The sequence below is a fragment of the Thalassobaculum fulvum genome (genome assembly GCF_014652915.1).
In the GTDB taxonomy this organism is placed as follows: Bacteria; Pseudomonadota; Alphaproteobacteria; order Thalassobaculales; family Thalassobaculaceae; genus Thalassobaculum_A; species Thalassobaculum_A fulvum.
Window position 1 is genome coordinate 118,954 of record NZ_BMZS01000015.1, and the last position, 21,230, is coordinate 140,183.

Below are 21,230 nucleotides of genomic sequence, written 5' to 3' on the forward strand. Positions count from 1 at the left end.
GGCGTCAACGGTGCGGGGCGCAGAGCTGGTCGATCACGGAATCCAGTGTAACGCCTTCGGCGCGCGCGGCGAAGTTCAGGGCCATGCGGTGCCGCAGCACCGGATGCGCCAGGGCGAGCACGTCGTCGACCGACGGGGCCAGGCGGCCGTCCAGCACCGCTCGCGCCCGGACCGCCAGCATCAGGGCCTGGCTGGCACGCGGACCGGGTCCCCAGGCGACGTGGCGCCGGACCGACCCGACGTCGCTGCCGTCGGGCCGGCCGCTGCGCACGATCGCCAGGATCGCCTCGACGACGCTCTCGCCGACCGGAATGCGGCGCAGCAGCCTCTGGGCCTGGATCAGCTCCTCGGCGGTCAGCACCGGCTCGGGCTTCACGTCCTCGCTGCCGGTGGTCGCCAGCAGCATGGTGCGCTCGGCGTCGAGATCCGGGTAGCCGACCGAGACCTGCAGCAGGAACCGGTCGAGCTGGGCCTCGGGCAGCGGGTAGGTGCCTTCCTGCTCGAGCGGGTTCTGGGTCGCCAGCACGTGGAACGGGGCCGGCAGCCTGTAGGTATGGCCGCCGACCGAGACGGTGTGCTCCTGCATGGCCTGCAACAGGGCCGACTGGGTGCGCGGGCTCGCCCGGTTGATCTCGTCGGCCATCAGCAGCTGCGCGAACACCGGCCCCTCGATGAAGCGGAAGCTGCGGCGCCCGTCGGCGTCTTCCTCCAGCACCTCGGAGCCGAGAATGTCCGCCGGCATCAGGTCGGGCGTGCACTGGATCCGCTTGTCCGCGAGCCCGAGCACGACGCCGAGGGTCTCGACCAGCCGGGTCTTGGCGAGGCCCGGCACGCCGATCAGCAGCGCGTGGCCGCCGGCCAGCACCGTGACCAGGGTCTCGTCGACCACGTCCTGCTGGCCGAAGATCAGCTTGCCCACGGCGTCGCGCACGCGGGTCAGGCGGCTGCCGAGCCGCTCGACCTCCTTGACGAAGGCGGCGCCGCTCTCGGTGTCCAGGGTGGTGGTGTCGGTCATGGCGGGTATACTCACTCCGAGTTGGCGCCCGGTCGGGCCGGGCCCCGTTCCATTGGACCCGCTCCGGGACGAAACCGCCGAATGGCAGAACAGTGACGCGTCATGGGCGACAAGACAGTCCGTCCAGAAATAGAGCGTATCGCAGCCGCGGCCAGCGGCAAGGGGCGCCCGCAATCCGACGATCAGGATCGCGTGAAGCCGGCGCCGCCGGCGCCGGGCGAGAGCTGCGGCGACTTCGACATCCGGATCGGCCGGGACGGCACCTGGTACTACAAGGGATCACCGATCAACCGTATGCCTCTGGTGAAGCTGTTCGCCTCGGTTCTGCGTCGCGAGCCGGACGGCTCGCACTGGCTGGTCACGCCGGTCGAGCGCGGGACGATCGTGGTGGACGACGCGCCGTTCGTCGCGGTCGACATCGATCGCCGGCCGGCCGGAGCGCCGCACCGTTCCCCCGATGCCGAACTGATCTTCCGGACCAATCTTGACGAAACCGTGGTGGCCGGGCCCGACCACCCGATCCGGGTCGAAATCGAGGCGGAAACCGGCGAGCCGTCGCCCTATATCGTGGTGCGTGACGGGCTCGAGGCGCTGATCAATAGGGCGACCTTCTATCGCCTGGTGGACTATGCGGTGGAGCGTGCGGGTCCGGACGACGGCAACGGAGAGCTTGGAGTATGGAGCAGGGGTCGTTTCTTTTCGCTGGGACCGGCCGGAGCCGACGGGAACGGCTCGTGACGCTCGACGACTTCCGATCCGCCTTCGGCCGGGTGGCGCACCTGGACAACGACGGCCTGGTGCCGGTCGCCCGACGGCGCGGCGACCACGACCTCAATCCCGGGATGCCGGAGCCGGACAAGACCCGGGCGGCGGCCGTGCTGGTGCCGGTGGTCGGCCGCGACGACGGCCTGACGATCCTGCTGACCCGCCGGTCCGACAGCCTGCCGGTGCACAAGGGCCAGATCAGCTTTCCGGGCGGTCGGGTCGAGGAGGACGACGTCGACGACGTCGAGACCGCCCTGCGCGAGACCGAGGAGGAGATCGGGCTGGGCCGCGACCTGGTCGAGGTCATCGGCCGGCTCGACACCTACACCACCCGGACCGGCTTCGAGGTGACGCCCGTGGTCGGGCTGGTCCGCCCGCCCTTCGACCTGACGCCGGACCCGGTCGAGGTGGCCGAAATCTTCGAGGTGCCGCTGGACTTCGTGCTCGACCCGGTCAACCACGAGCGGCACAGCCGCGAATGGCAGCAGACCGTCCGTCACTTCTGGGTGCTGCCGTACCGGCACCATTACATCTGGGGGGCGACCGCCGGCATGCTGGTGAACCTCGCCGACGTGATGCGGAGCGCGCTTCGGCGCTGACCGCCCGGCCCGCCGAGGATCCCGCATGCAGCCCGTCGACCGCATACCGCTCCAGCCCTGGATGAACGGGCCCGCCGCCGCCCCGGTGTTCGCCGCGCTCGCGGCCGGTGGCGTCACCGCGCGGTTCGTCGGCGGCTGCGTGCGCGACGCCGTGCTGGGACTGGCGATCGGCGACCTCGACGTCTGCACCCCGGCGTCGCCCGAGCGGGTGATGGCGCTGGTGCGGGCGGCCGGCCTGAAGGCGATCCCGACCGGCATCGAGCACGGCACGGTAACGGTGGTCGCCGAGCACACACCGGTCGAGGTGACCACGCTGCGGCGCGACGTCGAGACCGACGGCAGGCGCGCGGTGGTGGCGTTCACCGACGACTGGGTCGAGGACGCGACCCGCCGCGACCTGACCTTGAACGCGCTCTACCTCGACCCCGACGGCACCGTCTACGACCCGATCGGCGAGGGGCTGGCCGACGCCCGGGCCGGCCGCATCCGGTTCGTCGGCGACCCGGCGACCCGGATCGGCGAGGACGTGCTGCGGATCCTGCGGTTCTTCCGGTTCTGGGCTCGGTTCGGCCGAGAGCCGCTGGACCCCGACGGGTTGGCGGCCTGCGCATTGCTGGCCGACCGGATTCCCGGCCTGTCCGGCGAGCGGGTGTGGAGCGAACTGGCGAAGCTGCTGGTGGCGCGGCGCGCGGTCGAGGCGCTGGCGGCGATGGCGCGCGCCGGGGTGACCGCCCGACTCTGGCCCGGCGGTGCCGACGTCGAGCGGGCGACCGCGGCGATCGCGGTCGAGCAGGGGCTCGGGCTCGAGCCGGACGCGGTGCGCCGGCTGGCGGCGCTGATCGCGACGCCGGAGGCGGTCGAGCCGGCCGCCGAGAGACTTCGGCTGTCGCGCGCCGAGACCGTGCGGGTGCGCCGCGCCCTGACCGTCGACGGGACGCCGGCGGCCGGTGACCGGGAGCGGCGCGCCAGGGTCTACCGGGCCGGCGGCGAGGCCTATCTCGACGCGCGGATCCTGCATGCGGCGGCGGCCGGCGAGGACCCGGCGGCGGTCGCGGCGGACCGTGACACGGCGGCCGGCTGGACCCCGCCGGCGTTCCCGATCGGCGGCCGCGACGTTGCCGTCCTCGGGGTGCCGCAGGGCCCCGAGACCGGCCGGCTCCTGCGGGCCGTCGAGGATGCCTGGGTCGCGGACGATTTTGCGGGCGACGCCGCCGCCTGCCGTGCGAGATTGGCGGCGCTGGTCGATCAGGGGAGGCAACAGCAATGACCACCGGGTTCACCGAAGCGATGGTCCAGGCGCGCCGCACCGGCAGGCGGGTGGCCCTGCCGGACGCCGTTCCGCAAGACCGGGCGGCCGCGTTCGCGGAGCACGCCGCCGCCTTCGCCGCGCTCGGGCTCGAGGTCGCCGGCTTCAAGGTCGGGGCGAGCGGCCGGACCGGCGAGCCGACGGCCGCCCCGCTGCCGGCCGGCACCATCCATCGCGACCGCGCACGGATCGCCGTGACGGAGGCGCATCCGCGCTGGCTGGAGGCCGAGCTGGCGTTCGTCATGGGCGCGCCGCTGGCGGCCCGCGAGGCGCCCTACGAGGCGGCCGAGGTGCTGGCGGCGGTCGAGGGGCTGGCGGCGGCGATCGAGATCGTCGACCCGCGGCTGGCCGACTGGCCGAAGGTCCCGCCGCTGGCGGCGCTCGCCGACTTCCAGGCGAACGGCGCCGCGGTGGTGTCGGCGGTCGGGCGTTCCGCCGACGGCCTGAAGGTCGAGGACTTGACCGTCGACTTCCGGATGGGCGACCTGGTGAAGACCGTTCCCGGCACCCGGTACCCGGGCCAGGACGCGATCCGGCTGCTGGTCTGGCTGGCCGACAACCTGCGGCTCTGGGGGCCGGCGGTGGCGGCGCGCGGCCTGCAGCCCGGAGACGTCGTGATCTCCGGGTCGTGGACCAGCTTCGACAGGGCGGTGGCGGGCACCACCGCTACCAACACGATCGCCGGGATCGGCAGCGTCGCGGTCGAGATCGTCGGCGGCTGACCCCGCCGGGGTCAGAGCAGAGCGGAGGGATCAGCGCAGCCGCTCGATCTCGGCGCGGATGAACCCGGCGTCGCGCAGCAGGCGGTCGTCGAGCTCGAGCAACAGGCGAATGCCCTCGCGGCGACGGCGCCACGCCAGGTAGGCGTCGAGCCAATGGGCCGGCAGCGACACGATGGCGCGAAGCTGGGCGAGCGGTCCGCGCGGCGCGGCAGCAACCTCGATGGTGGACATGGACAAGGCTCCGGCTGGGCGGCACGGCCCGTTGACGATCGGGCCGTCGCGCGGCCCGAACCGCTAGATGGCGAATCCCGGAGGTTCCGAAAATCGGCAAACCGTCATGGCCGGCATGCAGTATGTGCACGGCGGGTTAACGGGCGGAAACCAATCGCGTCGACCGGTCAGACGGTCGTCTTGATCGGGGCGACGGTCGGCAGGTGGAGACGGTCGGCCACGAAGTAGCAGGAGATCGCGATGTCCATGTCGAGCGACACGACCTTGATGATCGACGAGACCACCTGGGTCGACTGCAGCACCCCCGAATGGTGCATGATCGCCAGCGAGGTGAGGTCGCACAGGATCCGGTTGCAGCCCGACAGGTAGAGGAACAGCGGCAGGCCGATGCGATGATGGGTCAGGCCCACATGCACGGCGCTGTTGAGATAGGCGTTGTCGAGCCGGCAGCTCAGCATGCCGCGCCAGTGCTCGATCTGGCGCATCTTGAGGTGCTCGACGTCGGAATTGTCGAAGAAGTGGCGGGTTTCCGGGAACTGCAGCGAGTGACGATAGAAGCTGCCGATGATCTCCGGGGCGTTCGCCTCGAACACCGGCAGGAAGCCGGCGAGGCTCTCGCGGGTCGCGTCGTCGATGCCGTCCAGCACGAGGCGCCGCTGAATGTTTGCCGTGATCTTCCTGACCGCCAGTTCGGCGGTCTGCTCTTCGTTCGTCGAACCGCCTCGGTTCTGCGACATGAATGATCCGTCCCGGGCCGGCCGCCCCTACCTTCGATGCGCGCAGTGGGTTAAGAACTACGGCAGCGTGCGACCGGCGGCAAGGGCGTCGTGTCAGGGCCAGCGGACCTCGGGCGGCAGGCTCATCAGGATCGCCTCGACGTTGCCGCCGGTCTTCAGACCGAACAGCGTGCCGCGGTCGTACAGCAGGTTGAACTCGACGTAGCGGCCGCGGCGGACCAGCTGGTGCTCGCGCTCGGCCTCGGTCCAGCTCTCGTTCATGTGCCGGGCCACCAGCTTCGGATAGACGTCCAGGAAGGCGAGGCCGACGTCGCGGGTGAAGGCGAGGTCGGGCTCGAAGCCGTTGTCGACGTAGTCGTAGAAGATCCCGCCGACGCCGCGCGGCTCGTTTCGGTGCTTCAGGAAGAAGTACTCGTCGCACCACGCCTTGAAGCGCGGGTAGTAGGCCGGATCGTGGGCGTCGCAGGCGGCCTGCAGGGCGGCGTGGAACTCGCCGGTGTCGTCGGCGTCCGGGACCATCGGGGTGAGATCGGCGCCGCCGCCGAACCAGCTCTTGGTCGTGGCGATGTGGCGGGTGTTCATGTGGACCGCCGGGACCTTCGGCGAGCGCATGTGCGCCACCAGCGAAATGCCGCTGGCGAAGAACCGCGGATCGTCGGAGGCGCCGGGGATCGAGCCGCGGAACTCCTCGGAGAACTCGCCGTGCACGGTCGAGACGTTCACGCCGACCTTCTCGAAGACCCGTCCGTGCATGATCGCCATGACGCCGCCGCCGCCGCCCTCGCGCTGCCAGGGTCGCCGCTCGAAGCGGCCGGCGGGCCGGTCGCGCAGCGGGCCGTCGTAGCTGTCCTCCAGCGCCTCGAAGGCCGCGCAGATTCGGTCGCGCAGGGTCTCGAACCAGGCGCGGGCCTCGGTACGCTGGGCGTCGGTGGACAGATACATCGGAAGCTCCGCTCGGCGAGGGCGATGGACGCCCCGTGATGCCTCAGCCGGGCCGGCAACGCAAACCGGAACGTCGGGCGGTCCCGAGCCGGTCCGCGGTCAGAGGTGCGCGCGGCTCTTGGGGGCCGCCGGGCGCTTGTCCTGGGCGGCACCCTTGGCCTGCTCCGCCGCGGTCGCTTCCTGCTCGGTCTTCGCCTGTTCGGCGGCCGCGTACGCCTCGTTCGAGACCTTGGCACGGTTCTCGACCTTCGGGGCGGTGTCGAGCGGCTTGGCCTTGGTCGGGCCCTTCTGCTTGACGCCGCCGGACAGCATGGCGACCTCGATCAGCCGCTCGCACTGCGACTTGAACTCGGCCGGGGCCTTGTACTTCATGGCGCCGGCCAGTTTCTCACGGGCTTCCTTGATCTTCTTCGATCGCAACTCGATGTCGTCGGTCTTGGCGGCATCGAGCGCGCCCTTCGCGGCCAGGGCGGTGGCCTTCATGAATCCGTGCAGCAGCAGCGAGTCCAGCACGCCGCGCGCCTGCTTCGCGTAGTCGGTCGGCAGTTTCGGATTCTTCAGGGTCTCGACCAGCCGTTTGGCGGCCGCCTCGCACCGGTCGGTGTTGCCGGCCTCTGCATGGGCCTTCAAATGCGCCAGCGCGGCTTCGATCGAGGTCTTCATCGCCTCGATGCGTCTGGCTTCGGCTTCGGCCTTTTCGTCCTTTTTGTCGGACCTTCCGAACATTCGGCGTTCCTCCGCGACTCAGCGTCGCAGAGTAACGTTTAACAAATCCGTAAGAGCCCTGCCAACGGTAACAGGTGCCGACAACAAACTATCGGTCAGCATTTTAAGAATATTGATGCATTGTGATCACTGCTCGACTCGCGACGTCATATGTCTGGTCACGCGACGAAGAGACCGGCACCGGCGACAACAAGACCGGGCACAACGAGATCGGGCCCGGTCATGTGACCGGGCCCGACCCGAATTCAGGAGCGGCAGGACCGGCGTCAGCTGCAGCCGCTGGTGCCGCCGCAGGTGTCGCACTTCAGGCAGGTGCCGTTGCGGACCAGCGTGAAGTTGCCGCACTCGCCGCAGGCCTCGCCCTCGTAGCCCTTGATCCGGGCCTCGCGGATCTTGGCCAGTTTGGCGTCGACCTCGTTCATGACGTCGCTGGAGACGCTGACGGTGGCGGTCGAGCGCTCGGCGACGGCCACGCCACCGGCCATGGCGGCGTGCGAGGTGGATGCCTGGACCGTCATCCCGCCCGAGCCGTTGGCCTTGCCGGTCGCGGCCGGGCCGTCGGTGCCGGTCGCCTGGGCGAAGCCGCCGTGCAGCACCACGAGGTTGGAGCGGACGTCGGCCCGGGCGAAGCCGCGGCTGGCGGCCTGGCCGACCTTCTCCAGGATGGCGTTGGCGGCGGCGATGCTGTGCTCCTCGGCACCGTCGCCGACGGTGTCGGGGGCCAGGTCCTCCTTCTGGACGTGCGCCAGATCGTGGCGGTCGAGGTAGGAGATCGCCAGTTCGCGGAAGATGTAGTCGATCACCGAGGTCGCCATCTTGATGGCGTCGTTGCCCTGGACCATCCCCGACGGCTCGAAGCGCTGGAAGATGAAGGCGTTGACGAAGTCCTCCAGCGGCACGCCGTACTGCAGGCCGATCGACACCGCGATCGCGAAGTTGTTCATCAGCGACCGGAAGGCGGCGCCCTCCTTGTGCATGTCGACGAAGATCTCGCCGAGCCGGCCGTCCTCGTACTCGCCGGTCCGGAGATAGACCTTGTGGCCGCCGACCACCGCCTTCTGGGTGTAGCCCTTGCGGCGCTGCGGCATGCGTTCGCGCTCGGCCTTGTTGACCAGCTTCTCGATCACCCGCTCGACGACGCGCTCGGCGACGATCGGGGCCTTGACCGCCGTCGGCTGGGCCGCGAACTCCTCGGCCTCGTCGTCGTCCTCGAAGTCGAAGGTCGAGGCCGACAGCGGCTGGCTCAGCTTGGAGCCGTCGCGGTACAGGGCGTTGGCCTTGAGGCCGAGGCGCCAGGACAGCATGTAGGCGTCCTTGCAGTCCTGGACCGAAGCGCCGTTCGGCATGTTGATGGTCTTGGAGATCGCGCCGGAGATGAACGGCTGGGCGGCTGCCATCATCCGGATGTGGGACTCCGCCGACAGGTAGCGCTTGCCGATCCGGCCGCACGGGTTGGCGCAGTCGAACACCGGCAGGTGCTCGTCCTTCAGGTTCGGCGCGCCTTCGAGGGTCATGGCGCCGCACACGTAGGTGTTGGCGGCCTCGATCTCGGCCTTCGAGAAGCCGAGCGCCGCCAGCATGTCGAACGACACGTCGTTGAGCTGGGCGTCGGTGAGCCCGAGGGTCTCGCGGCAGAACGCGTCGCCCAGGGTCCACTTGTTGAAGGCGAACTTGATGTCGAAGGCCGAGGCCACCGCCTCTTCCAGCTTCTGGATCTCGGCCGCGCCGAAGCCCTTGGCCGCCAGGGCGTCGTGGCCGATCGCCGGGGCGCCCTTCAGGGTGCCATGGCCGACCGCGTAGCGGATGATCGCCTCGATCTCGGCCTCGCCGTAGCCGAGGGTGCGCAGGGCCTGCGGCACCACCCGGTTGATGATCTTGAAGTAGCCGCCGCCGGCCAGCTTCTTGAACTTCACGATCGCGAAGTCGGGCTCGATGCCGGTGGTGTCGCAGTCCATCACCAGGCCGATCGTGCCGGTCGGCGCGATCACCGTGGCCTGGGCATTGCGGAAGCCGTGCTCGTCGCCGAGCGCCAGGGCCAGGTCCCAGGCCCTGCGGGCGGCGTCGATCAGCGCCCGGTCCGGGCAGTTGTCGGCGTCGAGCGGCACCGGCGTGATCGACAGTCCCTCGTAGCCACCGGTCTCGCCGTAGGCGGCGCGACGATGGTTGCGGATCACCCGCAGCATCGGCTCGGCGTTCTCCTTGTAGCGCGGGAAGGCGCCGAGCTCGCCGGCCATCTCGGCCGAGGTGGCGTAGGCCACGCCGGTCATGATCGCGGTCAGGGCGCCGCACATGGCGCGGCCGGCCGGGCTGTCGTAGGACAGGCCCATGGCCATCAGCAGGCCGCCGATATTGGCGTAGCCGAGCCCGAGGGTGCGGTAGTCGTAGGAGAGCTTGGCGATCTCCTTCGACGGGAACTGCGCCATCAGCACCGCGATCTCGAGGGTGATGGTCCACAGCCGGGTGGCGTGCTCGTAGGCGGCCACGTCGATCGAGCCGTCGGCCTGCTGGAACTGCATCAGGTTCATCGACGCCAGGTTGCAGGCGGTGTCGTCGAGGAACATGTACTCCGAGCACGGGTTGGACGCGTTGATGCGGCCACCGGCCGGGCAGGTGTGCCAGTCGTTGATGGTGGTGTCGTACTGCACCCCCGGGTCGGCGCAGGCCCAGGCGGCGTGCGACACGCTCTCCCACAGCTCGCGCGCCTTGACCGACTTGGCGACCTTGCCGTCGGTGCGGCGGATCAGGTTCCACTCGCCGTCGGCCTCGACGGTGCGCAGGAACTCGTCGGACACCCGGACCGAGTTGTTGGAGTTCTGGCCGGACACCGTCAGGTAGGCGTCGCTGTCCCAGTCGGTGTCGTAGGTCTTGAAGTCGATCTCGACGAAGCCCTGGCGCGCGAACTGGATGACCCGCTGCACGTAGTTGAGCGGGATCATGGCGGCCTTGGCGCCCTTGATCGCCGCCTTCAGCTCCGGGTTCTTCGCCGGCTCGTAGGCGTCGTCGCCGAGGCTCTCCTTGGCGTCGACGCAGGCCTTCATGACCGCCTTCATGTGCCGGGCCGCGAGCTTGGAGCCGGCGACCAGGGCCGCGACCTTCTGCTCCTCGACCACCTTCCAGTCGATGTAGGCCTCGATGTCCGGGTGGTCGATGTCGACCGTCACCATCTTGGCGGCCCGCCGGGTGGTGCCGCCCGACTTGATGGCGCCGGCCGCCCGGTCGCCGATCTTCAGGAAGCTCATCAGCCCCGACGACTTGCCGCCGCCGGCCAGTGGCTCGTTCTCGCCGCGCAGCCGCGAGAAGTTCGAGCCGGTGCCGGAGCCGTACTTGAACAGCCGGGCCTCGCGGACCCACAGATCCATGATGCCGCCCTCGTTGACGAGGTCGTCGGCGACCGACTGGATGAAGCAGGCGTGCGGCTGCGGGTGCTCGTAGGCCGACTTCGAGCGGACCAGCTTGCCGGTCTTGAAGTCGACGTAGTGGTGACCCTGGGCCGGGCCGTCGATGCCGTAGGCCCAGTGCAGGCCGGTGTTGAACCACTGCGGCGAGTTCGGCGCCGCCATCTGGTTCGCCAGCATGAAGCACATCTCGTCGTAGTAGGCGCGGGCGTCGCCCTCGCTGTCGAAGTAGCCGCCCTTCCAGCCCCAGTAGGTCCAGGTGCCGGCCAGCCGGTTGAACACCTGCTTGGCGCTGGTCTCGCCGGTGGTGCGCTCGCCGGCCGGCAGCTTGGCCAGCGCGGCCTCGTCCGGCGCCTCGCGCCACAGCCAGGACGGGACGTCGTTCTCCTCGACCTTCTTGCGGGCCACCGGGATGCCGGCCTTGCGGAAGTACTTCTGGGCCAGGATGTCGCTCGCGACCTGCGACCAGCTCGCCGGCACCTCGACGTCGTCGCGCCGGAACACGATCGAGCCGTCCGGGTTCTTGATCTCGCTCGCCGTGGTCCGGAAGGCGATCCCGTCGTAGGCGTCCTTGCCTTCCGTGGTGAACCGACGCTCGATCTTCATCGCTGCTGACTCCCTGGCTTTCCTGTCCGTGCCGCGGGGCGGGCCGGCCCCTGGGTTCCTGTCGGAACCACATCTTGTGTGTGACGGCGAGGAGGCTACTGAATATGGGGCGGTGGGTGCAAGGGGGAAATCGAGTCGGCGGACAAAATTCCCGGCCGTCGGTGGTGGCTGTTGCCGAAAATCCACAGGAGAAATTTGCGTCGAACAAATAGAGTTCTGATCACGAAAAATACTCGTGATGCACAAGACGGTCAGAAGTCTTTTTGTTCAGTTGGTAGGGCGGTTGCCTTGCTGGCGTTCCGACCCCGGGGACCGGCCGATACCGCATGGCGAGGACCATGGCTCTCCGGCAATTCGACCGGCGCACAGGATGCGGTAAGCGGACCCGACACGCAACAGATTTTGTGGGTAAGAAAATTACCTAAACCAAATCTAGCGTGACCGGTGGGAATCCGAGGGCGGCACGGCCCGCCACCGCCCGTCCGGGCCGTGTGGCGCATCCAGACCGGTGTCCGGGAGGACGACGAGACGGCGATCCTGCGCCATCGGTGCGCTACCGGCCGCCGGACGAGGCGCCTCTCGAACGCCGGCGCAAGGGGCCGCCGGCTACCGCCGCGTGCGCCACTCCGGGTCGACCATCGAGAAGTCCACGTCCGGGAACTCGCCGTAGAGCAGGCGGACGCGGGCGATCTGGTCGCCGGAGAGCTGACTACGGCCGCGGCCGTTCACGCCGACGTTGAACCTCGTGGCATGCTGGCCCTGTCGGCTGCGGCCGCGCGGATCGTTGGCGGCGACGGCCGCGGCGATCCGGGGGCGCTCGACGGCCAGGCCCAGCCACTTGCAGCAGGCAGCGACCGTGTCTTCCGGGCGGGCCACCAATTCATCGAAGTGCACCAGCTCGATGTCCGCGTGCTGCCGGTACAGCCACCAGGTGGCGAAGAAGTCGACGTAGAACGGCGCGACCCGTGCCAGCGCGGACTCCAGGCGGGCCTCGCGGGTCATCGCCGACGGCCGGCTTCCGGGGTAGACGCGCCCGGCCAGATGGTCGGCATAGCTGACGATCGCATCGTGGATGTTGCGGACCAGGACGATCGGCCGGATGGCGAGCAAGGTCATGACGGCCACGGTTCTCGCGTCGGCGGGGAGGTGGCTGTGGACCACGCCGGGCACCGACAGGGCTCGCATCGTGCTCAACAGATCCAGGGCGGTGCCGCTGCGGTCGTTCTGCGAGTGCGGCGTGTTGACCGCGCCGCCGACCAGGGTGTTCAGGATGTTGCACAGATAGGTCGACGCGGATTTCGGCATGGCGGCCACGAACACCGGCGGCGGACCGGCGAGCGGCGCCGGCGGACGTTGCAGCCAGGCCAGGGCGGTGCGCCGCTTGTCGTCCGACAGGGCCGGCACCCGGGTCAGGTAGCGCTCCAGCGCGCTCTCCAGGTTGTTGCTGGCGATTTTGAGCCGATCGAGGGCGTCCAGGTAGAACAGCAGATAGTCGGCCCAGTCGTAGAAGCGGTGCCGGTGCAGTCCTTGGGCCGCCCGCTCGTCGAGTCCGCCCGCCAGCGCGCCGTAGACCAGTTGGTTGGCCATGCGACGGCGGTCTCCGCTGTCGCGGAACGTGGCGGCAGAGGCGGCATAGTGCCTCGCCGTCGCGGGGTTGCGGAGAACCCCCACGAGGGGGTGGTCGGCACCGGCTCCGCCGGAGGAGGCGGGGCCATCGGTCATCGCGCGGGCCTCCGGTCGCTCTGTGCCAGCAGGATGCCGGCGAGCACCACCAGCGCGCCCATGGCCTGGGGGGCGCTCAAGGCCTCGCCGAGGACGAGCGCGGCCAGGGTCACGCTGATCACCGGCTCGAGATTCGCGGCGATGGCGGTGCGGATCGCCCCGAGGCGTCGGATCGCGGCGAACAGGCAGGTCAGCCCGACGGCGTAGGAGACCGCGTTCCCGGTCACCCCGATCCAGCCCCTCGGTTCCGCCGGCAGCTCGACCCCGCCGTCGAGCAGCACCAGGGCAGTGCAGACGGAGGCGCTGACGCTGGCCACCGTCGCGGTCAGGACCATCGGCGGGATGTGGGCGGTCAGGCGCCGCGACACCTGGAACGAGATCGCCACGCAGGTTCCGGCCCCGAAGGCGAGCAGCAGGCCGGTGTGGTCGGCGTGCGCGAGCCCGCCCTGCAGTACCAGGGCGAGGCCGGCGAACCCGACGGCCAGCGCCAGCAGCCGCCGCACCGTAAGCCGTTCGTCGCCGACCAGGTGGGCGAGCGGGCCGACCATCAGCGGGAACGTGAAGAACACAAGGCTGGCGATCGGCACCGGGATGCTTCGCACGCTGGTCATGTAGCCGTAGGACGCACCGCCGGACAGCACCACCAGGGCGGTCAGCAGCGGCAGGTGCCGAATCTCGATTCCCTGCGTCCGGCGCAGCGCCGCCAGCAGCAGCCACAGGCCCAGGGCGGCGAAGCTGAAGCGGGCGAACTGCAGGGTCAGCGGGCCCGCCCCGCCGTCGAAGGCGAGCCGGGCGAAGGTCGGTCCGGAGCCGAAGAACAGCGTCGTCAGCAGAATGAACCCGTAGCCTGCCATTGTATTGCCGGACGGTCGGGGCAGGGTGGGTTGTGGAACCGGCCGGGGTGCACGCAGCGGCGTCATCGCCGTGCTCATACGCGCCGAGAGGTCTCCGTGCAACGGGCAGATGCAACCATTCGTGCAGGCTTCCCGAAGCGCCCTTGGAACTGGACGTTCGCGACCGGCGATGACATAGTCCGGCCGCGTTGCGATCGGTCGCCGAGGAATACGCATGGACGTCGGAGTGCGCCTTTTCACCTGGCTGAACGGCCGGCTCGTGGGCGAGGACGCCTATGGGAACCGGTACTACGTCCACAAGGCGGGCCGCCAGCGCGACGGCCGCGAGATGCGGTGGGTGCTCTACAAGGGCATGGCCGAGGCCTCGAAGGTTCCACCGGACTGGCACGCCTGGCTGCACCATTTCACGGACGCGCTGCCGGACGCCCAGCCGATCACCCGGTTCGGTTGGCAGAAGGAGCACATGCCGAACCTGACCGGCACGCGCTATGCGTACCGGCCGCCGGGGCATGTGCTGCAGGGCGGCAAGCGCGAGCGCGCGACGGGCGACTACGAGCCCTGGACGCCGGCCTGATCGGGCGGGCCGCGGCATGCACCGGAACCTGATCGAGACCCTGCTGGGAGCCGTGGTCCTGGGCGTCGCCGGGCTGTTTCTCGCGTTCGCCTACACCACGGCCGACCTGGGCCGGACCGGCGGCTACGAGGTCGAGGCCGAGTTCACCACCATCGGCGGGCTGAAGGTCGGCAACGACGTCCGGATGGCCGGTATCAAGATCGGCTCGGTGGTCCGTCAGGAGCTCGATCCGCAGACCTATCTCGCCCGGGTCACGCTGAGCGTCGACCCGTCGATCGAGCTTCCCGCCGATACCTCGGCGACGATCGCCAGCGAGGGCCTGCTCGGCGGCAACTACGTCGACCTGGCGCCCGGCGGCGACCCGACGATGCTGAAGCCGGGCGGCAGGATCCAGTACACCCAGGATGCCGTCGACATGGTCCAGCTGCTCGGCAAGTTCATCTTCTCCGCCGGCGACGGCGGAACCGCCTCGAAGTGACGGCGCCCCGGCCGTCGAACCGCCGCAATCTCCCGGTCTGATCCGCGATCGGGCGAACGACGCACTGCGAGAGAGAACGTCAGGTGGGCCAGCGACGAACCATACGTCGGGCGGTGCTTGCACTGGCCGGCCTCGGCCTGCTGGTCGCGGCCGGGCCGGCAGCGGTGCGGGCCGCCGACGAGCCCGAATGGATTCCGCGCCCGATCGCGGTCCTGCAGGGGCTCGACAAGGTGACCGCCCGGATCTCCACCGTCACCGCGCCGGTCGGATCGACCGTCGAGTTCGGAACCTTGCGGATCACGGTCGAGACCTGCCAGGAGCGTCCCCCGACCCTGCCGCCGGAAAGCGCGGCCTTCGTCGAGATCGACGACGAGCCGCCGGACGAGCCGCGGCGGCAGGTGTTCGGCGGCTGGATGTTCGCGTCGAGTCCGGCGCTCAACGCGCTGCAGCACCCGGTCTACGACGTCTGGGTCCTGTCCTGCAGGAGCGAGAGCACCGCAGGCCAGTCGTCGGCGTCGGGATCGAACTGAGCCGGCACGGCGATCGCCTGGCGCAGGCGCTCGCGGTACTCCTCGCGCGGGATCTCGATGGCGCCGAAACGCTGCAGGTGGCTGGTGATGAACTGGCTGTCCAGCAGGGTGAAGCCGCCGGCCTTGAGGCGGGCGACCAGATGCACCAGCGCCACCTTCGAGGCGTCGGTCTCGCGGCTGAACATGCTCTCGCCGAAGAACGCCCCGCCGAGTCGCAGACCGTACAGCCCGCCGACCAGCCGGCCTTCGCGCCGCACCTCGATCGAGTGCGCCTGCCCGCGCTCGTGCAGGGTCACGAACAGCCGGAAGATCTCGGCGTTGATCCAGGTGTCCGGGCGCTTGGCCGTGGTCTCGGCGCAGCCGGCCAGCGTGCCGGCGAAATCGCGGTCGCAGGTCACCTGGAAGCGGCGCTGCAGCACGGTCTTGCGCAGGCTGCGCGAGACGTGGAAGGCGTCCAGCGGGATGATGCCGCGGCGGTCCGGGTCGACGAAGAACAGGCGCGTGTCGTCGCGGCTCTCCGCCATCGGGAACACGCCGACGGCGTAGGCCTGGAGGAGCAGTTCGGGTTGCAGCTGGGACATGGCCGTCCATGTGGGCCGCGCGACCCGGAAAAGCTAGCAGGCGGCGCGCGCCGTGCAACCGTCTCGGCTCGGGAACCCGGGAAGTCCCGTTGCGGCCGGCGGATGTGGCAGTCGCGATTGCTCAGATTCGCCGGGAGCGGTGGGTTCCGGGATGGAACAGGATCAGCGCTGCGATGCCGATCGCCACGACCGCGGAAGCGGCGTACGGCGCCTGCGGGCTGACCGCATAGAGCATCCCGCCCGACCAGGCACCGACGATCGACCCGACGCTTCTGGCACTGCTCATCCAGCCCGCCCCACTGCCTTGTTCCTCGGACGAGAGCGCGAGGCTGCAGGCGGCACTGGCGGTGGGCCCGGCCAGCCCGAAGCCCAAGCCGATCGCGGCGCAGGCCAGGCCGAACAGGATGGAGCGGTCGGCTATGATCAGGCCGACCAGGCCGACCAGGACGATTGCGATGCCGATCCGCATCGCATGCCTCGGGGTCAGGCGTTTCAGCCGGACGAGGAGCATTTGCGCGAACAGGGAGAACAGCCCCATGATCGTGAACATCATGCCGGTGACTTCGGCGGCCGCGATGGGGTCGAGCTGCAGAGTGTCCTGGATCGAGAATCCGAAGACGACGTTGATCTCGACGATGATGGCATACGACGCGCCGGTTATGAGCAGGAACGGCCTGATCCGGGCATCGGTCGGCGGCAGGACGCGTCCCGGCTTCGCTCGCTTGGGGGCGTCGGCCGGCGGCTCGACCACAAGCGCCAACGTGGCTGCCGCGAGCGACAGGCCCGTCAGGATGAGGTGCGGAGCGAACAGACCCATCGCCGACGATGCCGTCGCGATCGCCGGGCCGAGCATCGTTCCGATGCCCCAGGCGGCGCTGATGGAAGCGATGGCGGCCGCCCGTCGCTCCCCGGGAACCGCCGCGGCTGCAGTCGAAACCGCCGCCGGAAAGATCCCGGCTCCCAGCGCGCCGTTCAGCACCCGCCCGACGATCAGGATGCCGATGATCGCATACCCCGACAGCCAGAGGCTCAATCCGGCGTACGCGCTGAAGGCGAACATGACCGCGCCGATGGTGTGACCGGTCATGCCGGCGACCAGCACGGGCTTCGGTCCGAAGCGGTCGGCCACATGCCCCCAGACCGGCGCCGCGATCATGAACAGCAGCGGTGCGAGACCGGCGATCACGCCGACCGTCACCTCCGAGATGTGCAGTTCACGCGCCAGTGGCGGGAACACGGCGCCGACCGCCGAAATCCCTGCTCCGGAAACCCCGACGCACAGCAAAGCGACCCAGAACTGGCCCCGACTGGCCCGTAACGGCACCCTCGGTCGGTCCGATTCATCTCGAGTGACGACCGAACTCGTGCTCATGCCGGTATTTCCCGGTGTAGGGGCGACGATGCTGCGCGGCTGGTCCGTCGCCACAGGGAAAACGGGAGGCCCGCAGCCGAGCCGTCTCCGTGCGGCCCGGACCCTGGTCGATCGTTGTCGATTGCTCGAATGCGCCCCTGGCGACGCCGGCGCCTGGAACGCGCCGCCAGATCTTGTTTGCTACTATTACAGGATTATCCGGTCAAGCGCTGTACCGTCGGGCGTTTCGCAGGTCCGGCCAGGCTACCGCCTTCCTGACACTCCCGGATTCCCGGGAACGGCGGGTAGCGGCGCGCCGCCCCCGACCCGCGGGCGTCACGACCCCAGGAAGTCCCGCTCCAGCCAGCGGATGTGGTAGTCGCCGTTCAGGAACGACGGGTCGGCCATCAGCCGCTGGTGCAGGGGGATCGTGGTCGGCAGGCCTTCGATGACGAACTCGTCGAGGCTGCGGCGCAGACGCAGCAGGCACTCGTTCCGGGTGGCGCCGTGCACCACCAGCTTGGCGATCAGGCTGTCGTAGTGCGGCGGCACCGGGTAGCCGGCGTACAGCGCCGAGTCGACCCGCACGCCGAGCCCGCCCGGCACGTGGTAGTTCTCGACCCGGCCCGGCCGCGGCTGGAAGGTCACCGGGTCCTCGGCGGTGATCCGGCACTCGATGGCGTGGCCGGTGAAGGAAATGTCCTTCTGCTCGAGCCCGAGCGGCGCGCCCGAGGCGATCTGGATCTGCAGGCGGACCAGGTCGATGCCGGTGATCGCCTCGGTGATCGGGTGCTCGACCTGCAGGCGGGTGTTCATCTCGATGAAGAAGAACTCGCCGTTCTCGTACAGGAACTCGAGCGTGCCGAGGCTGCGGTATCCCATGCCGGCGATCGCCTGTACCGCACGCCGGCCGATGCGCTCGCGCTCTTCGGCGTTGAGGGCCGGCGACGGCGCCTCCTCGACGACCTTCTGGTGGCGGCGCTGGACCGAGCAGTCGCGCTCGCCGAAATGCACCACCGAGCCGTGGTTGTCGGCGGCGATCTGGATCTCGATGTGGCGCGGCCTGGACAGATACCGCTCCATGTAGACCGCGTCGTTGCCGAAGGCGGCGGCGGCCTCGCGGCGCGCCATCAGGAACGCCTCCTCCAGATTCTCCGGCCCCTCGGCGACCTTCATGCCGCGCCCGCCGCCGCCGGCGGCGGCCTTGACCAGGATGGGGTAGCCGATGCGCTCGGCCTCGGCCCGCGCCTGTTCGATGCTGGCGACCGCGCCGTCGGAGCCGGGGACGCACGGGACGCCGAGTTCGGTCATCGTGCGTTTGGCGGTGATCTTGTCGCCCATCGCCTGGATGTGGTCCGGCGACGGGCCGATGAACACGATGCCGTGGGCCTCGACGATCTCGGCGAAGGCGGCGTTCTCGGACAGGAAGCCGACCCCCGGGTGGATCGCGTCGGCCCCGGTCACCGCGGCGGCCGAGACGATCGCCGGGATGTTGAGGTAGCTGTCGCGGGCCGGTGGCGGGCCGATGCAAACGCTCTCGTCGGCGAGCCGGACGTGCATGGCGTCGGCGTCGGCGGTGGAGTGCACCGCCACCGTCTTGATGCCCATCTCGCGGCAGGCGCGATGGATGCGGAGCGCGATCTCGCCGCGATTGGCGATCAGGACCTTTTCGAACACCGGCACCGTTCCATTGCTGTAGGACCCGTTCCCGTGGTCGTGCGACCGGCGATCGCCGTCACTCCAGCACCACCAGCGTCTGGCCGTATTCCACCGGCTGGCCGTTGTCGACCAGCACCGACTTCACGGTGCCGGCGCGCGGCGCGGTGATCGGGTTCATGACCTTCATGGCCTCGACGATCAGCAGGGTCGCGCCCTTGGCGACCTTGCTGCCCGCCTGCACGAACGGCGCCGCACCCGGCTCGGCCGCCAGATAGGCGGTGCCGACCATCGGCGACGGCACCGCCTCGCCGGACTCCGCCGGCGCGGCGGACGCGGCCGACGCGGCCGCCACGGTTGCCGGCGCCGCCACCGGCGCGGCGACCGGGGCCGCCACCGCCGAGACGTGCACCGGTGGCCGGGCCACCCGGATCTTCAGGTCCTTGGTCTCGTACTCGATCTCGCCGAGGCCGGTCTCCTCCAGGAGAGCCGCCATGCGGCGCACGAGGTCGTCGTTGAAGTCCCTGGTGGTCACGAGGTGCTCCCGTCGTCGTCGAGGACGCCGACCAGCTGCGCCATCGCCTGCATGGCGAGGAGGTAGCCGTGGGCGCCGAAACCGCAGATCACGCCGACCGCCACGTCCGAGATGTAGGAATGGTGGCGGAACGGCTCGCGCTTGAAGGTATTGGAGAGGTGCAGCTCGATCACCGGCAGATCGGTCAGCGCCAGCGCGTCGTGGACCGCGACCGAGGTGTGGGTGTAGGCGCCGGCGTTGATGATGATGCCGTCATGCGCGTCGCGAGCCTGCTGGATGATCGAGACCATCTCGCCTTCGAAGTTGGTCTGCCGGAAGTCGACCTCCAGGCCGAGCAACTCGCCCTCGGCCTCGCAGCGCTGCTGGATCTGCGCGAGCGTCGTGCTGCCGTAGATCTGCGGCTCGCGCACGCCGAGCATGTTCAGGTTCGGACCGTTCAGGATCAGGATGTCGGGGCGGTCGGCCACGGTCTAATCTCCCGGTGAAAGCCGGCGGGCGTTATACCATGCGGTCATGCGCCTGCAATGGAGCGTCCAGGGACAGGCACTTGGCGTGCTGCTTGCCGGCGAAAGCGGTGCGAATCGAACGGGATCGCGCCGCGCCGGGAGGGGGCGGCGCCAACGCTGTATCGCCGATCCGCCGCATCTGGATTCACTGTTCCTGATATACCGGCTGTGTTACTTCGGCGGTCGCTGGCGTCCGGGCCGAGGGCTCCGGTCGGGTGTACGCTTCGCTTGGCGAGCCTTGGCGGGATCGCGAAGCGAGTCGTATCCGTCCCTGTCTCGCCGAGGCCCCCGATGCACGCCGTACCCGCCGCGCTCGACCCGAAGCGCGTATCCGGAAATACCAGCACTGCCGACACCGCCGACCCCGAGCAGATCGTCCTGCTGAGCGAGGAGGTCGCGAGGATCAGCCGGGAGAAGATCGCGGCGATCCAGTCGATCACCGGCCGCACGCGGATGTTGGCCCTGAACGCGCTGATCGAGAGCGCCCGGGTCGGCGAGCTGGGCCGCGGGTTCGCGGTGGTGGCCGACGAGGTCAAGGGCGTTTCGGGGGAGATCGAGGCGCTCGCGGCATCGCTGGTGCAGGAGCTGTCTTCGCGAACCGGTCTGCTCGAGACCATCGGGCGGCAGGTGGTCGACCAGATGAAGGGGCAGCGGCTGGTCGACCTGGCCCTGAACGCGGTCGAACTGATCGACCGCAACCTGTACGAACGGACCTGCGACGTGCGCTGGTGGGCGACCGACAGTGCGGTGGTCGATTGTCTGCAGTCGCCGGGAGCGCAGGCGGCGGCCCATGCCTCGCATCGGCTCGGGGTGATCCTGTCGGCCTATACCGTCTACCTCGATCTCTGGATCTGCGACGCGTACGGCCGGGTGGTCGCCAACGGGCGTCCGGACCGCTATCCGGTCGCCGGCGCCGACGTGTCCGGGGAGCTTTGGTTCCGCCAGGCGATCGCGACGGCGAGCGGCGACGACTACGCGGTCGCGGACATCGCGACGAACGCCCTGCTGGCGGGGCAGCCGGTGGCGTCCTACGCCGCCGCGATCCGCGAGGGTGCGAAAGCCGACGGCCGGCCGATCGGCGTGCTCGGGGTTCACTTCGACTGGGGGCCGCAGGCCGATGCCATCGTGCGCGGCGTCCGGCTCTCGCCGGCGGAGCGGGCGCGTACGAGGGTGATGCTGGTCGACGCCCGCGACCGGGTGATCGCGAGCACCTCGCCCACCCGGGGCCCGGGCGAGACCTTCGAGCTGAAGACCGACGGCCGGGACGCCGGCACCTATCGGACACCGGGCGGCGGCACCGTCGGCTTTCACCGCACCCCGGGCTACGAGACCTATGCCGGGCTCGGGTGGTACGGCGTGTTGGTCCAGGATTGACCGGATGCGCGACGGATCGACGGTG

21 protein-coding genes are annotated in these 21,230 nt (G+C 69.8%); 8 read left to right on the top strand and 13 right to left on the bottom strand.

Annotated elements, in window-relative coordinates:
- Positions 1–4: 4 nt before the first annotated feature.
- Positions 5–1,015, bottom strand: a complete 1,011-nt coding sequence (locus IE246_RS26170; protein ID WP_189995334.1) for an AAA family ATPase — start codon at positions 1,013–1,015, stop codon at positions 5–7.
- A gap of 102 nt (positions 1,016–1,117) precedes the next feature.
- Here IE246_RS26170 and IE246_RS26175 point away from each other — a divergent pair, with 102 nt between their 5' ends.
- From IE246_RS26175 to IE246_RS26190, 4 genes are read left to right on the top strand one after another with little or no spacing between them, the layout of a single operon-like run.
- Entirely contained in the window at positions 1,118–1,753 is a 636-nt protein-coding gene (locus IE246_RS26175; RefSeq protein ID WP_189995336.1) for a DUF1285 domain-containing protein, read from the top strand.
- Positions 1,750–2,379, top strand: a complete 630-nt coding sequence (locus IE246_RS26180) for a CoA pyrophosphatase (RefSeq protein WP_229837518.1) — start codon at positions 1,750–1,752, stop codon at positions 2,377–2,379. The genes IE246_RS26175 and IE246_RS26180 overlap by 4 nt, the downstream gene beginning before the upstream one ends.
- Positions 2,380–2,404: 25 nt before the next feature.
- A complete protein-coding gene (locus IE246_RS26185) occupies positions 2,405–3,646 on the top strand; it encodes a CCA tRNA nucleotidyltransferase (protein WP_229837519.1) in 1,242 nt (413 codons plus the stop codon).
- Positions 3,643–4,407 (top strand): fumarylacetoacetate hydrolase family protein, encoded by a 765-nt coding sequence (locus IE246_RS26190; protein ID WP_189995342.1) that lies wholly within the window; start codon positions 3,643–3,645, stop codon positions 4,405–4,407. The genes IE246_RS26185 and IE246_RS26190 overlap by 4 nt, the downstream gene beginning before the upstream one ends.
- A gap of 30 nt (positions 4,408–4,437) precedes the next feature.
- Here IE246_RS26190 and IE246_RS26195 read toward each other — a convergent pair whose 3' ends face one another.
- The 7 genes from IE246_RS26195 to IE246_RS26225 all read right to left on the bottom strand — a co-directional run bounded on the left by IE246_RS26195 (position 4,438) and on the right by IE246_RS26225 (position 13,620).
- Positions 4,438–4,638 (bottom strand): YjiS-like domain-containing protein, encoded by a 201-nt coding sequence (locus IE246_RS26195; protein ID WP_189995348.1) that lies wholly within the window; start codon positions 4,636–4,638, stop codon positions 4,438–4,440.
- A 167-nt stretch (positions 4,639–4,805) separates the two neighbouring features.
- Positions 4,806–5,375 (bottom strand): protoglobin domain-containing protein, encoded by a 570-nt coding sequence (locus IE246_RS26200; RefSeq protein ID WP_189995352.1) that lies wholly within the window; start codon positions 5,373–5,375, stop codon positions 4,806–4,808.
- A gap of 93 nt (positions 5,376–5,468) precedes the next feature.
- The gene (hemF, locus tag IE246_RS26205) at positions 5,469–6,317 is read right to left on the bottom strand and encodes an oxygen-dependent coproporphyrinogen oxidase (protein ID WP_189995353.1); all 849 of its coding nucleotides are present in this window, start codon (positions 6,315–6,317) and stop codon (positions 5,469–5,471) included.
- A 99-nt stretch (positions 6,318–6,416) separates the two neighbouring features.
- Positions 6,417–7,043, bottom strand: coding sequence for a hypothetical protein (locus tag IE246_RS26210; protein WP_189995355.1), 627 nt, complete (start codon positions 7,041–7,043; stop codon positions 6,417–6,419).
- 266 nt (positions 7,044–7,309) lie between these two features.
- Positions 7,310–11,044, bottom strand: a complete 3,735-nt coding sequence (locus IE246_RS26215) for a vitamin B12-dependent ribonucleotide reductase (protein ID WP_189995357.1) — start codon at positions 11,042–11,044, stop codon at positions 7,310–7,312.
- 606 nt (positions 11,045–11,650) lie between these two features.
- Positions 11,651–12,631: a sulfotransferase domain-containing protein gene (locus IE246_RS26220; protein ID WP_189995359.1), complete on the bottom strand. Its 981-nt coding sequence runs from the start codon at positions 12,629–12,631 to the stop codon at positions 11,651–11,653.
- A gap of 131 nt (positions 12,632–12,762) precedes the next feature.
- Positions 12,763–13,620, bottom strand: a complete 858-nt coding sequence (locus tag IE246_RS26225; protein ID WP_189995360.1) for a DMT family transporter — start codon at positions 13,618–13,620, stop codon at positions 12,763–12,765.
- A gap of 214 nt (positions 13,621–13,834) precedes the next feature.
- Between IE246_RS26225 and IE246_RS26230 the strand changes: the two genes are divergently transcribed.
- The 3 genes from IE246_RS26230 to IE246_RS26240 all read left to right on the top strand — a co-directional run bounded on the left by IE246_RS26230 (position 13,835) and on the right by IE246_RS26240 (position 15,202).
- Positions 13,835–14,194, top strand: coding sequence for an NADH:ubiquinone oxidoreductase subunit NDUFA12 (locus IE246_RS26230; RefSeq protein ID WP_189995361.1), 360 nt, complete (start codon positions 13,835–13,837; stop codon positions 14,192–14,194).
- Between the two features lie 16 nt (positions 14,195–14,210).
- Positions 14,211–14,672, top strand: a complete 462-nt coding sequence (mlaD, locus tag IE246_RS26235) for an outer membrane lipid asymmetry maintenance protein MlaD (RefSeq protein ID WP_189995362.1) — start codon at positions 14,211–14,213, stop codon at positions 14,670–14,672.
- An 83-nt stretch (positions 14,673–14,755) separates the two neighbouring features.
- Positions 14,756–15,202, top strand: coding sequence for a DUF2155 domain-containing protein (locus IE246_RS26240; protein ID WP_229837520.1), 447 nt, complete (start codon positions 14,756–14,758; stop codon positions 15,200–15,202).
- On the opposite strand, the gene aat is transcribed toward IE246_RS26240, so the two are convergent.
- From aat to aroQ, 5 genes are all read right to left on the bottom strand, one after another.
- Positions 15,130–15,783: a leucyl/phenylalanyl-tRNA--protein transferase gene (gene aat / locus IE246_RS26245; RefSeq protein ID WP_189995364.1), complete on the bottom strand. Its 654-nt coding sequence runs from the start codon at positions 15,781–15,783 to the stop codon at positions 15,130–15,132. The genes IE246_RS26240 and aat overlap by 73 nt on opposite strands.
- A 121-nt stretch (positions 15,784–15,904) precedes the next feature.
- Positions 15,905–17,155, bottom strand: a complete 1,251-nt coding sequence (locus tag IE246_RS26250; protein WP_189995366.1) for an MFS transporter — start codon at positions 17,153–17,155, stop codon at positions 15,905–15,907.
- 315 nt (positions 17,156–17,470) lie between these two features.
- A complete protein-coding gene (accC, locus tag IE246_RS26255) occupies positions 17,471–18,811 on the bottom strand; it encodes an acetyl-CoA carboxylase biotin carboxylase subunit (protein WP_189995368.1) in 1,341 nt (446 codons plus the stop codon).
- Positions 18,812–18,869: 58 nt separating this feature from the next.
- Positions 18,870–19,325 (bottom strand): acetyl-CoA carboxylase biotin carboxyl carrier protein, encoded by a 456-nt coding sequence (accB, locus tag IE246_RS26260; RefSeq protein WP_229837521.1) that lies wholly within the window; start codon positions 19,323–19,325, stop codon positions 18,870–18,872.
- Positions 19,322–19,792: a type II 3-dehydroquinate dehydratase gene (gene aroQ / locus IE246_RS26265; RefSeq protein ID WP_189995370.1), complete on the bottom strand. Its 471-nt coding sequence runs from the start codon at positions 19,790–19,792 to the stop codon at positions 19,322–19,324. Before aroQ ends, accB begins: the two co-directional genes overlap by 4 nt.
- A 330-nt stretch (positions 19,793–20,122) precedes the next feature.
- Between aroQ and IE246_RS26270 the strand changes: the two genes are divergently transcribed.
- Entirely contained in the window at positions 20,123–21,205 is a 1,083-nt protein-coding gene (locus IE246_RS26270) for a methyl-accepting chemotaxis protein (RefSeq protein ID WP_229837522.1), read from the top strand.
- Positions 21,206–21,230 lie beyond the last annotated feature (25 nt).

Bases quoted from the DNA above. Each gene is read 5' to 3' on its own strand.
- IE246_RS26170 (WP_189995334.1), bottom strand. From the start codon at position 1,015: ATGACCGACACCACCACCCTGGACACCGAGAGCGGCGCCGCCTTCGTC.
- IE246_RS26175 (WP_189995336.1), top strand. From the start codon at position 1,118: ATGGGCGACAAGACAGTCCGTCCAGAAATAGAGCGTATCGCAGCCGCG.
- IE246_RS26185 (WP_229837519.1), top strand. From the start codon at position 2,405: ATGCAGCCCGTCGACCGCATACCGCTCCAGCCCTGGATGAACGGGCCC.
- IE246_RS26190 (WP_189995342.1), top strand. From the start codon at position 3,643: ATGACCACCGGGTTCACCGAAGCGATGGTCCAGGCGCGCCGCACCGGC.
- IE246_RS26195 (WP_189995348.1), bottom strand. From the start codon at position 4,638: ATGTCCACCATCGAGGTTGCTGCCGCGCCGCGCGGACCGCTCGCCCAG.
- IE246_RS26200 (WP_189995352.1), bottom strand. From the start codon at position 5,375: ATGTCGCAGAACCGAGGCGGTTCGACGAACGAAGAGCAGACCGCCGAA.
- hemF (WP_189995353.1), bottom strand. From the start codon at position 6,317: ATGTATCTGTCCACCGACGCCCAGCGTACCGAGGCCCGCGCCTGGTTC.
- IE246_RS26210 (WP_189995355.1), bottom strand. From the start codon at position 7,043: ATGTTCGGAAGGTCCGACAAAAAGGACGAAAAGGCCGAAGCCGAAGCC.
- IE246_RS26215 (WP_189995357.1), bottom strand. From the start codon at position 11,044: ATGAAGATCGAGCGTCGGTTCACCACGGAAGGCAAGGACGCCTACGAC.
- IE246_RS26220 (WP_189995359.1), bottom strand. From the start codon at position 12,631: ATGGCCAACCAACTGGTCTACGGCGCGCTGGCGGGCGGACTCGACGAG.
- IE246_RS26225 (WP_189995360.1), bottom strand. From the start codon at position 13,620: ATGGCAGGCTACGGGTTCATTCTGCTGACGACGCTGTTCTTCGGCTCC.
- IE246_RS26230 (WP_189995361.1), top strand. From the start codon at position 13,835: ATGGACGTCGGAGTGCGCCTTTTCACCTGGCTGAACGGCCGGCTCGTG.
- mlaD (WP_189995362.1), top strand. From the start codon at position 14,211: ATGCACCGGAACCTGATCGAGACCCTGCTGGGAGCCGTGGTCCTGGGC.
- aat (WP_189995364.1), bottom strand. From the start codon at position 15,783: ATGTCCCAGCTGCAACCCGAACTGCTCCTCCAGGCCTACGCCGTCGGC.
- IE246_RS26250 (WP_189995366.1), bottom strand. From the start codon at position 17,155: ATGAGCACGAGTTCGGTCGTCACTCGAGATGAATCGGACCGACCGAGG.
- IE246_RS26270 (WP_229837522.1), top strand. From the start codon at position 20,123: ATGCACGCCGTACCCGCCGCGCTCGACCCGAAGCGCGTATCCGGAAAT.